The organism is Caulobacter sp. CCUG 60055 (genome assembly GCF_022750545.1).
GTDB lineage: Bacteria > Pseudomonadota > Alphaproteobacteria > Caulobacterales > Caulobacteraceae > PUIC01.
The window spans coordinates 21,979-34,447 of record NZ_PUIC01000017.1; the positions used below are offsets into that span (position 1 = coordinate 21,979).

Here is a 12,469-nt window from a genome sequence, read left to right on the forward strand (position 1 = left end):
TCGAGCGGCTTGATGCGCGGCCATGATTTCCGTGGTCATTCCCACCCTCGATTGCGCCGCGGGCCTGTCGGCGACCCTGGCGTCCCTGGTTCCGGCGGCGGTGGACGCGACGGTGCGCGAGGTGGTGGTGGTCGACGCCGGATCGCGCGACACCACCCTGGTCGTGGCCGACGACGCCGGCGCGCGGGTGGTGCGCCGCCAGGGCGACACGGACGCCCGCGTCGCCGTCGGCTGCGTGCTCGCCAAGGGACCCTGGCTGCTGATCCTGCGGCCGGGGATCAGGCTTCCCGCCGACTGGGCCGAGGCCGCCCTGTCGCACATCCGCGATCATTCGGGGGCGGCGGGCTGGTTCGACCTGCGCGGCGGGTCGGGTTTCGGCCGTCTGGCGGCGGGGGCCCTGGGCGCGCCAGCCGACGCGCCGATCCTGGCGTCCAGGGTCCTGCTGGAATCGGTGCGGGGGGCGGGACCGCTGTCGCGGCGGCTGGGCCGGGGCCGGATGCGGCCGGTGTTCCTGCGCCAGGCCTGAGACCCAAGGCTCGTCGAGGCTTGAATCTGGGCGTCAGGCCGGGCGGTCGAGCCGTTCGGTCAGCGACAGCAGGTCTTGCCACGCCTTCTTCTTGGCGGCCGGCTGGCGCAGCAGGAAGGCGGGGTGCAGGGTCGGCATGGCGGCCACGGTCTGGGCGCCGTCCTGCGAGGTCCAGTCGAACCAGCGGCCGCGCAGGCTGAGAATGCCTTCCTCGCGCCTCAGCACCGACTTGGCCGACGCGCCGCCGGCCAGCAGCAGGAAGCGCGGCTTCACCAGGGCGACGGCCCGTTCGAGGAACGGCTGGCAGACCGCCTGCTCCTGCGGGGTCGGGGTGCGGTTGCCGGGCGGGCGCCAATAGACGGTGTTGGTGATGAACACCCGGCCGGTCAGGCCGGCGGCGGCCAACATCTTGTCGAGCAGCTTGCCGGCGCGGCCGACGAACGGCGCGCCCTGGGCGTCCTCGTCGGCGCCGGGGCCTTCGCCGATCACCATCACCGGGGCGTCCGGCGCGCCGCGCGCGAACACCGCCTGCCTGGCGCCTTCGAACTTGAGGCCGCAGCCGTCGAAGGCGGCGATCGCCGCCTCCAGCGCCGCCAGATCGCCGGCCGCCGCCGCCGCGGCGTGGGCCTCGGCCAGAGCGGCGGACGCGTCGGGGCCGCCGCGGACGGGCAGGCGGCCGACCGGCGCGGGAACGCGGGGAGGCGGGGGCGGCGGCGCGCGCATCATCCGGGCCGCCTCGGCGGTGCGGTCCACGGGGGCGTCGTCGAAGCAGGCCTCGACCCCGGCCTGCGCCCAGAAGGCGAGCAGGCTTTCGACAGCGCGAGGATCTTGTCGGGGATCTGGGCCGGCGGGGATCACGTTACGCTCTTGGAGCAAAGCAACGACGAGCGCAAAGGGTTTGTCCTTGACCGCCTATGCGTCACCTTCGGATAAGACCGCAAAGCGATCAATCCCGCGCATGAGGGGCGCGCGGAATGCCTGGGGAGCTGTTGGCCATGAGTGAAGACGTCGAAGAACGCGAAGCGATGGAGTACGACGTCGTCATCGTCGGCGCCGGTCCCGCCGGCCTGGCCGCGGCGATCCGGCTGAAGCAACTGGCTCAGGCCGCCGGGACCGAGGTCTCGGTCGCCGTGCTGGAGAAGGGCTCCGAGGTCGGCGCCCATATCCTGTCGGGCGCGGTGATCGACCCCAAGGCGCTGAACGAGCTGTTCCCCGACTGGAAAGAGCTGGGCGCGCCGCTGGAGACGCCGGTCAAGACCGACCGGTTCAAGATCCTCGGCCCGCAGGGCGAGCTGGACATCAGCTGGCTGCCGATGCCGGGCTTCATGAAGAACCACGGCTGCTACATCGCCTCCCTGGCCAATGTCTGCCGTTGGCTGGGTCAGCAGGCCGAGGCGCTGGGCGTCGAGATCTATCCCGGCTTCGCCGCCTCGGACCTCGTCTATCGCGAGGACGGTTCGGTCAAGGGCGTGATCGTCGGCGTGGTCGGCGTCGCCAAGGATGGCCACAAGAAGGACGACTACCAGCCGGGCATGGAGCTGCACGGCAAGTACGTGTTCATCGGCGAGGGCGTGCGCGGATCTCTGGCCAAGGTTATCCAGGCCAAGTACCGCCTGACCGAGGGGCGGGAGCCCCAGAAGTTCGGCATCGGGATCAAGGAGCTCTGGCAGGTCCCGCCGGAAAACTTCCAGCCCGGCCTGGTGCAGCACACCCTCGGCTGGCCGCTCGACGACAAGACCGGCGGCGGCACGTTCATGTACCACTTCGGCGACAACTACGTCTCGATCGGCCTGGTGGTTCACCTGAACTACAAGAACCCGTTCATCTCGCCGTTCGATGAATTCCAGCGGTTCAAGCAGCATCCGTCGGTGCGGCCGTTCCTCGAGGGCGGTAAGCGCATCGCCTACGGGGCCCGCGCCATCACCGAGGGCGGCCACCAGTCGGTGCCCAAGCTGGCCTTCCCGGGCGGCGTGCTGATCGGCTGCTCGGCCGGCTTCGTCAACCTGCCGCGCATCAAGGGCAGCCACAACGCCATGAAGACCGGCATGCTGGCCGCCGAGGAGGCGTTCAAGGCCCTCCAGGACGGCCGCGAGGGCGACGAGCTGGCCGCGTACGAGACCGCCTACCAGGGCTCGTGGGTGGCCAAGGAGCTGAAGATCGTCCGCAACGCCAAGCCGCTGCTGGCGCGGTTCGGCACCCTGCTGGGCGGTATCGTCCTGGGCGGCCTGGAGCTGACCATCTCCAACCTGACCGGCGGCTTCTCGTTCCTCGGCACGCTGAAGCACGGCAAGACCGACGCGGCCTCGACGGGCCTGGCCAGGGACTACAAGCCGATCGTCTATCCCAAGCCCGACGGCGTGATCAGCTTCGACAAGCTATCCTCGGTGTTCCTGTCGAACACCAACCACGAAGAGGACCAGCCGGCGCACCTGAAGCTCAAGGACCCGGAGATCCCGATCTCGGTCAACCTGCCCAAGTACGGCGAGCCGGCGCGGCTTTACTGCCCGGCCGGCGTCTACGAGGTGCTGTACGACGAGGCCGGCGACAACCCGCGCTTCCAGATCAACGCCCAGAACTGCGTCCATTGCAAAACCTGCGACATCAAGGACCCGTCGCAGAACATCAACTGGACGACGCCCGAGGGCGGCGGCGGGCCGAACTATCCCAACATGTGACGGCGGGAGCGGGGCGGGCGTTCCGCTCCGATTTCCGGCTTGCGGGGGCGCGCATGAAAGCGCAGACCTTCGGCATGTCCATCGCGTCCCGTCTCGCCGCCCTGGCTCTCCTCGCCCCCCTGGCCGCATGCGCGACCGCCGGCGGCGACCTTCGCGTCCGTTCCGCCGCGACGTCGGCTCCCGCGCCCGACCGCTCGCAATACGGGCTGTTTCTGGCGGGGCAGGCGGCGCTGAACAGCGGTCATAGCGCCGAGGCCGCCGACTATTTCGCGCGGGCCTCGAACGATGCGCCCGGATCGGGCCTGCTCAAGGAGCGGGCCTTCACCGCCGCCCTGATCGCCGGCGACGTTTCGCGGGCGGCGCAGCTGGCGCCGGGACCGGACGACGGCTCGGCCGTGTCGCAGCGGCTCGGCCGCCTGACCCAGGCCGTGGACGCGCTGGCCTCCGGAAAGGGCAAGGCCGCCTACGCCATCCTGTCCGGCGATCCGATCGGCGTGCCGCACCGCACCGCCGCCGCCCTGCTCAAGCCCTGGGCCGCCGGGGCCGCCGGGGACTGGACCGCGGCCGTGGTCGCGCCCGACCTGCCCGGCGACCGTTTCGGCCAGTATTTCGCGACGCTGGACCAGGGCCTGCTCTTCGAGCGCGCCAAGCGCTACGACGACGCCGAGGCCGCGTTCAAGAGCCTGCTCGAGCGCGACGACGGTCCGGGGATATTCCCGCTGGCCTATGGCGCGTTCCTGGAGCGGCGCGGCCGGCAGGCCGACGCCGTCGAAATCTATGACCGGGCGCTGAAGCGCGCGCCGAACGACGCCTCGCTGCGCGCCGCCAAGGCTCGCGCCGAAGCCAAGGGCGCGCCGCCGCCGCAGCCGACCCTCGCCGAGGGCGCGGCCCAGGCGGTGCTGGCCCCCGCCGCCCAGTTGCTGGCCCAGAAGCAGCCCGAGATGGGGCTGGCCTATCTGCGGCTGGTGCTGCGGCTGGATCCCAGCCGCGACGAGGCCTGGCTGCTGGTCGGCGACGCCATGCGCGAGGCGGGGGACGTCGACGCCGCCCGCTCCGCCTACAACCGTCCCCGCGCCGGCTCCTCGGAATACGCCGCCGCCCGTGCGCGGCTGGCCTGGACCTATCAGGACGCCAGCGACGGCCCCGGGGCGCTGAAGATCATCGACGAGGCGGTCAAGGCCGCCCCGGACAGCATCGACGCCCAGACCGCCTACGCCGACCTGCTGCGGGCCAACAAGCGCTACGCCGAGTCCGCCGCCGTGCTGGACAAGGTGGTCGTCCAGGAAGGCGACCGCGCCGACTGGCGGCTTTACTATGCGCGCGGCGTCAGCCTGGAGCGGGCCGGCCGCTGGCCGGAGGCCGAGCGTGACCTGAGGCAGGCGTTGAAGCTGCAGCCGGACCAGCCCGAGGTGCTGAACTATCTCGGCTATTCCTGGGTCGACCGCGGCGAGCGCCTCAAGGAGGCCCTGGCCATGATCGAAAAGGCGGTCGAGGCGCAGCCGAAATCGGGGGCCATGACCGATTCCCTGGGATGGGCCCACTACCGCCTGGGCGACTACAAGCGGGCGGTCGACCTGCTGGAGCGGGCGGTCGAGCTGGACGCCTCCGATCCCGACGTCAACAACCACCTGGGCGACGCCTACTGGCGGGTCGGGCGCAAGCTCGAGGCGCGCTTCCAGTGGAACCGGGTGCTGACGCTGGAGCCCGAGCCGGCGCTGCGCGACGAGGTCGAGCAGAAGCTGAAGTCGGGCCTGGGCGCGGGCAAGGCGGTCGCGGCCGCGGTCGCCGCCAGCTGACGACCGCGCCATGAGCCTGAGCGCGTTCGCGCCCGCCAAGGTCAACCTGTTCCTGCATGTCGGCGCGCTCGACGGCGACTATCATCCGGTCAGCAGCCTGATGGTGTTCGCCGACGTCGGCGACCGCGTGGCGATCCAGCCCGCCGACGCCCTGGCTTTCGAGATCGACGGGCCGTTCGCGGGCGCGCTGGCCGACGCCGCCGAGGACAATCTGGTGATGCGCGCCGCCCGGGGGTTGCTGGCGCGCAGCGGCGGGCCCCAGCCGCCGTTCCGCCTGATTCTCAGCAAGCACCTGCCGGTGGCGGCCGGGCTGGGCGGCGGGTCCAGCGACGCGGGGGCGGCGCTGCGGCTGCTGCGCGAGGCCCTGGATCTTTCGTTGCAGGACGAGGTGGTCGAGGCGATCGCGGCGACCCTGGGGGCGGACGGGCCGGTCTGCCTGCACGGCCGGCCGGTGATCGGCGAGGGCAGGGGCGACCGCTTCCACCCCGCGCCGCGCCTGCCGGAGATGCACGCCGTGCTGGTCAATCCAGGGCGGCCCTCGCCGACCGGGGCGGTCTACCGGGCCTATGACGCGGCCGGCGCGCCCGGCGACGCCGACCGGCCGCGGCTTCCCGAGGCCTTCGAGAGCGTCGAGGAGGCGGCGGCCTTTCTCAGCCTCTGCCGTAACGACCTCGAGGCGCCGGCCGTCGGCCTGGAGCCGACCATCGGCGAGGCGCTGGCCATGCTGCGCGAGGAGCCCGAGACGCTGCTAGCCCGCATGTCGGGCTCGGGCGCGACCTGTTTCGCCCTGTGCGCCGGCGACATCGAGGCCGAGGGCCTGGCCGAGCGGCTGCGGCGGGCGAGGCCCGGGTGGTGGATCCGGCGCTGCCGCCTGGGCGGGCCCTGGACCTAGCCCGCCACAGACGAAGAACGGGAGACCCGAAGGCCTCCCGCTCCATCCTCCCGCTGGTTCGGTCGGGCGTTATTCGTGGATGGTCTCGCCGTGCAGGCTGACGTCCAGCCCCTCGATCTCGGCCTCTTCCGAGGGACGCAGGCCGACGGTGAACTTGCAGATCATCAGGATGATGAAGGTGACCACCGCCGTCCAGGCGATGGTGACGATCACGCCTTCGGCCTGGACGAGCAGGCTGTGGTCCTTGCCCGCCGGGTTGATCGCCGCGTCGGCCAGCACGCCGGTCAGCAGGGCGCCGACGATGCCGCCGATCCCGTGCACGCCGAACGCGTCGAGACTGTCGTCGTACTTGAAGATCTTCTTGATCCAGACCGCGCCCGCATAGCAGACCACGCCGGCCACCAGGCCCAGGATCAGCGCGCCCTGCGGATTGACGAAGCCCGAGGCCGGGGTGATGGCGACCAGGCCGGCCACCGCGCCCGAACACAGGCCGAGGATGCCGGGCTTCTTGCGTTCGATCCATTCGACCACCATCCAGGCCAGGGCGGCGGCGGCGGTGGCGACCTGGGTGTTGACCATGGCCGCGCCGGCCAGGGCGTTGGAGGCCACCGCCGAGCCGGCGTTGAAGCCGAACCAGCCGACCCACAGCAGGCTGGCGCCGATCATGGTGTAGATCAGGTTGTGCGGGGCCATGTTGTCGTGGCCGAAGCCCTTGCGCTTGCCCATGACCAGGGCGCAGACGAGGCCGGCGACGCCGGCGTTGATGTGGACCACGGTGCCGCCGGCGAAATCGAGCACGCCCTTCGACCCCAGGAAGCCGCCGCCCCACACCCAGTGGGCGATCGGGGTGTAGACCGCCAGCGACCACAGGGTCATGAACAGCAGCAGGGCCGAGAACTTCATGCGTTCGGCGAAGGCCCCGGCGATCAGGGCCGGGGTGATGATCGCGAAGGTCATCTGGAACATCATGAAGACGTATTCGGGGATGGTGCCGGCGAGGGCGTTGCTCGATCCGACGCCGACGCCGTGCAGGAACATCTCGCCGAAGCCGCCGATGAACTTGTTCAGGGCGGGGTTGGGATTGGTGGTGAAGGCGGCGGAATAGCCGACCACCATCCAGATCACCGTCACCAGGCAGGTGATGGCGAACGACTGGGCGACGGTGGCGATGACGTTCTTCTTGCGGACCATGCCGCCGTAGAACAGCGCCAGCCCGGGGATCGTCATCAGCAGCACCAACGCGGTGGAGGTGAGCATCCACGCGGTGTCGCCGCTGTCGGGCTTCCACGGCGCGGCCGGGGCCGCGGCCTGCGCGAGCGCCGGTCCCGCCGCCAGCCAGGCGCCCAGGGCGGCCAGCGGCAGGGCGATCCTCGCCCATCCTTTAAGTCCGATGCCTTTCATCGTCGTCATCCCCTTGATCCTGTCCCTAGAGCGCCGCAGTGCCGGTTTCGCCGGTGCGGATGCGCACGGCGTCCTCGACGCTCAGCACGAAGATCTTGCCGTCCCCGATCTTGCCGGTGGCCGCCGCGGCCTTGACCGCCTCCACCGCCGCCGGAGCGGCCGCGTCGTCGACCACCGCCTCCAGCTTGACCTTGGGCACGAAATTGACCTGGTACTCCGCGCCTCGGTAGATTTCGGTCTGGCCCTTCTGTCGGCCGTATCCCTTGACCTCCGAGACCGTCAGCCCCTCGACGCCGGCCTTGACGAGCGCTTCGCGCACGTCGTCCAGCTTGAAGGGTTTGACGATCGCAATGATGAGTTTCATCCGCCTCGCTCCCGCTCGCCGACCGTCGCCGGTCCCGCGCCCCGAATGGTCGCCGCAACACGCGTCGCCGCGCGGCCGAGGGGCGATGGATCCTGTTCCCGCCGCTCGACCAGGGAACGCTATCGGGGTCGGCCCCGTTACGAGGCGGCGGGCGCGAGCCGGGAGGGCGATTTCGGACGCTCGCCCGTTCTGTGGGCGCATGCGGCGCGTGGCGCCTAAAAAATAGGCTGGCGCCGTTCCCGGCGCTGTGGTGCTGAGGTCTTGGCGGGGCGGCGGCCCATGGGGTTCGGCCCTGGCCAAAGGTGTGATTGGAGGTTCGTTTGCCGGCGATGTCGTGGTCCGTCCTCGCCCCGTGGCTGCTGCTGCTGGGCTCGAACCTGTTCATGACCTTCGCCTGGTACGGGCATCTCAAGCATCGCGGCGCGGCGCTGCCGGCGGTCGTTCTGGTCAGCTGGCTGATCGCGCTGCCCGAGTACAGTCTGGCGGTTCCGGCAAACAGACTGGGCTCGTATCACTACAGTCCGGCTCAATTGAAGACGATCCAGGAAGTCATCACCCTGGCTGTCTTCGTGCTGTTCTCATATTTCTATCTGGGCGAGCCGATAAAGTGGTCCACACTCGTGGGTTTTGCGCTCATCGCCGCCGGCGCCTTCTTCGTGTTCCTGAATCGATAGGAATGAGGCGGGTTCTCACGAAGCCGTGATGCGGCGAAACCGGCCGCCGCCGCCGCGCGTAGTTCCGCCGGTGGGAGGCGGGGCAGGCCGGCCGCGGACAGCGCGCCGAACTTGAGTGAGGACCAAGATGCACATTCAACGACTTCTGACCGCAGCGGCCGCCGCAGCGTTGCTTGGCGGTCCTCTGGCCGCGCACGCGGCGGCCCAGGCGGACGCGCCGCAGGCTCCGGCCGCGCCGTCCGCCGGCGGCTCGCTGATCGCCAAGGGCGACCTGGCGGCCACCCTCAAGGCCTCGGGGGACTTCACCATCCTGACCAAGGCGCTGGACGCCACCAACCTGACGCCGGTGCTGAAGTCGCAGCCGAACCTGACGGTGCTCGCGCCCACCGACGCCGCGTTCAAGGCGCTGCCGCCGGGCGAACTGGACAAGCTGATGCTGCCCGAGAACGCGCCCCGGCTGCAGAAGCTGCTGACCTATCACGTCATCAACGCGCGGGTGGACGCGGCCAAGATCAAGGGCGCCAAGGGGCCGATGAAGACCGTGGCCGGCGTCGACGTGCAGATCGACGGCTCGGCCGATCCGATCAAGATCAACGACGCCAGCGTCACCCAGGTCGACGTCAAGGCGACCAACGGCGAGATCTACGTGATCGACAAGGTGTTGATCCCGGCTGGGGCGCTGGCCGAGGCCCGCGCCGGAGCGCTCGCTGCGACCGCCCAGGGCGTCGACGTCTCGGCGACGGCGCCTGACCAGGCCGGGCCGGTCAATCCGCCGGCCGCGGGGGGCGACGCCGCCCCGCCGCCGATGCCGCCGCCGGGGCCGGCCGAGAAGGTGCCGCCGTCGGTGATGGCGACGCCGGCCGCGCAGAGCTCGACCGACGCCTCCGCCGTGGCGCCGGCCGCCGCGCCGATGAGCAGCCAGGGCGACGAGGCGCGCTGGAAGTACGGCGATCCGGGCGTGGTCTCCAACGCGCCGATCCCCGACACGCGGGAGAACCGCGCCAGGTACGGCCAGCCCATGTCCAGCGCCGGCAAGCATTCGCGCCTCGAGGCGCCGGGCGAGGCCGCCGCGCCGCAGCCGCAGTGATTAGGCCGATCACGCCGCTTTCGGCGGCTTGATGCACAGGTCGGCGGGCCCTATGGTCCGCCGACTTTTTTGCATCCGCGAACAAGAATGTCCTACGTCCAGCCGCTGTCGTTCCAGAACCTGATCCTGACGCTCCACGACTACTGGAGCCGGCAGGGTTGCGTCATCCTGCAACCCTACGACATCGAGGTGGGGGCGGGGACGCTGCACCCGGCCACGGTGCTGCGCGCGCTCGGGCCCAAGGAGTGGAAGGCGGCCTATGTGCAGCCCTCGCGCCGCCCGGCCGACGGCCGCTTCGGCGAGAACCCCAACCGGCTGCAGCACTATTATCAGTATCAGGTGATCCTGAAGCCGAACCCCAGGAACATGCAGGCGCTGTACCTCGGCTCGCTGGCCGCCATCGGCCTCGACCCGACCCTGCACGACATGCGCTTCGTCGAGGACGACTGGGAAAACCCCACCGTCGGCGCCTGGGGCCTGGGCTGGGAAGTGTGGTGCGACGGCATGGAAGTGTCGCAGTACACCTATTTCCAGCAGGTCGGCGGCCTGGACGTCGATCCGGTCGCGGGCGAACTGACCTACGGCCTGGAGCGCCTGGCCATGTACGTGCAGGGCGTCGACAACGTCTATGACCTGCGTTTCAACGACGAGGGCGTGAAGTACGGCGACGTGTTCCTGGAGAACGAGCGCCAGTTCAGCGCCGCCAATTTCGAGGCCTTCGACGTCGAGGTGCTCAAGCGCCAGTTCGAGGACATGGAGCGCCAGGTGCCGCGCTTCCTGGCCATGAAGGGACCGCAGGGCCAGGCCCTGGTGCTGCCGGCCTATGACCACGTGCTCAAGGCCAGCCACCTGTTCAACCTGATGGACGCCCGCGGCGCCATCGCCGTCGCCGAACGTCAAAGCTACATCGGCCGCATCCGCGACCTGTGCAAGCTGTGCGCCCAGGAGTGGGAACGCCAGCAACGCGAACCCTCTGCGGCCTAAGAGCGCCATGCCCCAACTTCTCCTCGAACTGTTCTCCGAAGAAATCCCCGCGCGCATGCAGGCCCAGGCCGCGCGCGACCTGGAGCGCATGGCGCGCGAGCGGCTGGCCGAAGCCGGCTTCCTGCCCGAGGCGCTGAAGACCTTCGCCGGTCCGCGCCGCCTGACCCTGGTGGTCGAGGGCCTGCCCGTCGCCCAGAACGACCGCAAGGAAGAGCTGAAGGGCCCAAAAGTCGGCGCGCCGCCCCAGGCCCTGGAAGGCTTCCTGCGCAAGACCGGCCTTGGCCAGGACCAGCTGGTCGAGCGCGACGGCGTCTATTTCGCCGTCATCGAGAAGGCCGGTCGGCCGACGCCGCAGATCGTCGCCGAGATGGTCGATTCCATCATCCGGGCCTTCCCGTGGCCCAAGTCGATGAAGTGGGGCAGGGGAACGCTGCGCTGGGTGCGCCCGCTGCAGCGCATCCTGTGCGCCTTCGACGGCGAGGTCGTGACCTTCGATGTCGACGGGATCGAGAGCGGCGACCTGACCGAGGGCCATCGGTTCATGGGCTCGGGGCGGCCGTTCCGCGCCCGGGACTTCGACGCCTACGCCGCGGGCCTCGCCGCCAACTTCGTGGCGCTCGACGTCGAGGAGCGCAAGGCGCGCATCCTCGAAGGGGCCAAGACCCTGTGCTTCGCCCGCGACCTGGAGCTGGTCGAGGACGAAGGCCTGCTGGACGAGGTCGCCGGCCTCGCCGAATGGCCGACGCCGATCCTGGGCGACATGGAGCCGCACTTCCTGGACCTGCCGCCCGAGGTGATCCGCACCTCGATGCGCACGCACCAGAAGTATTTCGCCGTCCGCGACCCGGCGACCGGCAAGCTGGCCCCCAACTTCCTGGCCGTGGCCAATATCGAGGCCAAGGACGGCGGGGCGACCATCGCCGCCGGCAACGCCAAGGTGCTGTCGGCCCGCCTGAGCGACGCGCGCTTCTTCTGGGACGAGGACCGCAAGCACTCGCTGGAAAGCCGGTTGGAGAAGCTGAAGGGCGTCACCTTCCACGCCAAGCTCGGCACCATGTACCAGCGGGTCGAGCGCATCGTCGCCCTGGCCCGCGAGATCGCGCCCCTGGTCGGCGCCGATCCGGAGCTGGCCGCCCAGGCCGCTCGGCTGGCCAAGGCCGACCTCGGAACCGGCATGGTCGGCGAGTTCCCGGAACTGCAGGGCCTGATGGGCGGCTATTACGCCCGCGCCGAGGGCCTGCCCGACGCCGTCGCCGACGCCGTCCGCGACCACTACAAGCCGCAAGGCCCGGGCGACAGCGTGCCGACCGCGCCGGTGTCGGTGGCCGTGGCCCTGGCCGACAAGCTCGACACCCTGACCGGCTTCTTCGCCATCGACGAGAAGCCGACCGGCTCGAAGGACCCCTTCGCCCTGCGCCGCGCGGCGCTTGGCGTGATCCGGATCGCCTTGGAGCAGAAGGTCCGCTTCGGCCTACGAGACGTTGTCGGCGTGGCCAGTCGTATTCGAGCCGAGCAACCGGCCGGTGCGTTGGGGAAGGCCAACCCAGACGAGGTTCTCTCCTTCTTCGCCGATCGCCTGAAGGTGCTGCTGCGTGAGCAGGGCCGTCGCCACGATCTGGTCGACGCCGTGTTCGCCCTGGGCGATGACGACCTGGTGCGCATCGTCGCCCGGGTCGAGGCCCTCGACGGCTTCCTGCATACGGAAGACGGGGCGAACCTGCTGGCCGGCTACAAGCGGGCGACCAACATCCTCAAGGCCGAGGAGAAGAAGGGGCCGCTGCCCGAGGGGGCGGCGATCCGCCTGCCCGTCGCGCCGGCTGAAGAAGCCGCCCTCGTCGACGCCGTCCACGCCGTCTCAGGCCCGGTCAATGATGCTCTGTCCCGTGAAGATTTCGCCGGGGCGATGACAACGTTGGCCAAGCTGCGCGGGCCCGTGGACGCGTTCTTCGACAAGGTGCTAGTGAACGCCGACGACAAGACGGAGCGTGAAAACCGTCTGCGGCTTCTGTCGGAAGTCCGCGCGGCCATGGGCCGGGTGGCGGACTTCTCGCTGATTGCGGGTTGAGGACA

Annotated in this window: 11 protein-coding genes; 8 read left to right on the top strand and 3 right to left on the bottom strand. The window is 70.3% G+C overall.

What is annotated here, in order from left to right; genetic code table 11:
* Positions 1–22: 22 nt before the first annotated feature.
* Complete coding sequence (locus C5708_RS18625) at positions 23–526, top strand: glycosyltransferase (protein ID WP_242923442.1); 504 nt, start codon at positions 23–25, stop codon at positions 524–526.
* 33 nt (positions 527–559) lie between these two features.
* Here C5708_RS18625 and C5708_RS18630 read toward each other — a convergent pair whose 3' ends face one another.
* Positions 560–1,384, bottom strand: coding sequence for a uracil-DNA glycosylase (locus C5708_RS18630; RefSeq protein ID WP_242923444.1), 825 nt, complete (start codon positions 1,382–1,384; stop codon positions 560–562).
* Between the two features lie 137 nt (positions 1,385–1,521).
* On the opposite strand from C5708_RS18630, the gene C5708_RS18635 reads away from it, so the two are divergent.
* Genes C5708_RS18635 through C5708_RS18645 form a run of 3 tightly spaced genes read left to right on the top strand, consistent with a single transcriptional unit; the run spans position 1,522 to position 5,889 of the window.
* Positions 1,522–3,201 carry an electron transfer flavoprotein-ubiquinone oxidoreductase gene (locus tag C5708_RS18635; RefSeq protein ID WP_242923446.1) on the top strand — a complete coding sequence of 560 codons (1,680 nt, stop codon included), beginning with the start codon at positions 1,522–1,524 and terminating at the stop codon, positions 3,199–3,201.
* 53 nt (positions 3,202–3,254) lie between these two features.
* Complete coding sequence (locus C5708_RS18640) at positions 3,255–4,997, top strand: tetratricopeptide repeat protein (RefSeq protein ID WP_242923448.1); 1,743 nt, start codon at positions 3,255–3,257, stop codon at positions 4,995–4,997.
* 10 nt (positions 4,998–5,007) lie between these two features.
* Positions 5,008–5,889: a 4-(cytidine 5'-diphospho)-2-C-methyl-D-erythritol kinase gene (locus tag C5708_RS18645; RefSeq protein ID WP_242923449.1), complete on the top strand. Its 882-nt coding sequence runs from the start codon at positions 5,008–5,010 to the stop codon at positions 5,887–5,889.
* A 69-nt stretch (positions 5,890–5,958) separates the two neighbouring features.
* Here C5708_RS18645 and C5708_RS18650 read toward each other — a convergent pair whose 3' ends face one another.
* Together C5708_RS18650 and C5708_RS18655 are read right to left on the bottom strand one after the other, a co-directional pair.
* Positions 5,959–7,290 (bottom strand): ammonium transporter, encoded by a 1,332-nt coding sequence (locus tag C5708_RS18650; RefSeq protein ID WP_278254064.1) that lies wholly within the window; start codon positions 7,288–7,290, stop codon positions 5,959–5,961.
* A 25-nt stretch (positions 7,291–7,315) separates the two neighbouring features.
* Positions 7,316–7,654 carry a P-II family nitrogen regulator gene (locus tag C5708_RS18655; RefSeq protein ID WP_242923450.1) on the bottom strand — a complete coding sequence of 113 codons (339 nt, stop codon included), beginning with the start codon at positions 7,652–7,654 and terminating at the stop codon, positions 7,316–7,318.
* A gap of 320 nt (positions 7,655–7,974) precedes the next feature.
* Between C5708_RS18655 and C5708_RS18660 the strand changes: the two genes are divergently transcribed.
* The 4 genes from C5708_RS18660 to glyS all read left to right on the top strand — a co-directional run bounded on the left by C5708_RS18660 (position 7,975) and on the right by glyS (position 12,464).
* Complete coding sequence (locus C5708_RS18660) at positions 7,975–8,328, top strand: DMT family protein (RefSeq protein ID WP_242923451.1); 354 nt, start codon at positions 7,975–7,977, stop codon at positions 8,326–8,328.
* 127 nt (positions 8,329–8,455) lie between these two features.
* The gene (locus tag C5708_RS18665) at positions 8,456–9,415 is read left to right on the top strand and encodes a fasciclin domain-containing protein (RefSeq protein WP_242923452.1); all 960 of its coding nucleotides are present in this window, start codon (positions 8,456–8,458) and stop codon (positions 9,413–9,415) included.
* A gap of 87 nt (positions 9,416–9,502) precedes the next feature.
* Positions 9,503–10,399, top strand: coding sequence for a glycine--tRNA ligase subunit alpha (locus C5708_RS18670; protein WP_242923453.1), 897 nt, complete (start codon positions 9,503–9,505; stop codon positions 10,397–10,399).
* Positions 10,400–10,406: 7 nt separating this feature from the next.
* Entirely contained in the window at positions 10,407–12,464 is a 2,058-nt protein-coding gene (glyS, locus tag C5708_RS18675; protein WP_242923454.1) for a glycine--tRNA ligase subunit beta, read from the top strand.
* Positions 12,465–12,469: the final 5 nt, after the last annotated feature.

Bases quoted from the DNA above. Each gene is read 5' to 3' on its own strand.
- C5708_RS18625 (WP_242923442.1), top strand. From the start codon at position 23: ATGATTTCCGTGGTCATTCCCACCCTCGATTGCGCCGCGGGCCTGTCG.
- C5708_RS18635 (WP_242923446.1), top strand. From the start codon at position 1,522: ATGAGTGAAGACGTCGAAGAACGCGAAGCGATGGAGTACGACGTCGTC.
- C5708_RS18640 (WP_242923448.1), top strand. From the start codon at position 3,255: ATGAAAGCGCAGACCTTCGGCATGTCCATCGCGTCCCGTCTCGCCGCC.
- C5708_RS18645 (WP_242923449.1), top strand. From the start codon at position 5,008: ATGAGCCTGAGCGCGTTCGCGCCCGCCAAGGTCAACCTGTTCCTGCAT.
- C5708_RS18650 (WP_278254064.1), bottom strand. From the start codon at position 7,290: ATGAAAGGCATCGGACTTAAAGGATGGGCGAGGATCGCCCTGCCGCTG.
- C5708_RS18655 (WP_242923450.1), bottom strand. From the start codon at position 7,654: ATGAAACTCATCATTGCGATCGTCAAACCCTTCAAGCTGGACGACGTG.
- C5708_RS18665 (WP_242923452.1), top strand. From the start codon at position 8,456: ATGCACATTCAACGACTTCTGACCGCAGCGGCCGCCGCAGCGTTGCTT.
- C5708_RS18670 (WP_242923453.1), top strand. From the start codon at position 9,503: ATGTCCTACGTCCAGCCGCTGTCGTTCCAGAACCTGATCCTGACGCTC.
- glyS (WP_242923454.1), top strand. From the start codon at position 10,407: ATGCCCCAACTTCTCCTCGAACTGTTCTCCGAAGAAATCCCCGCGCGC.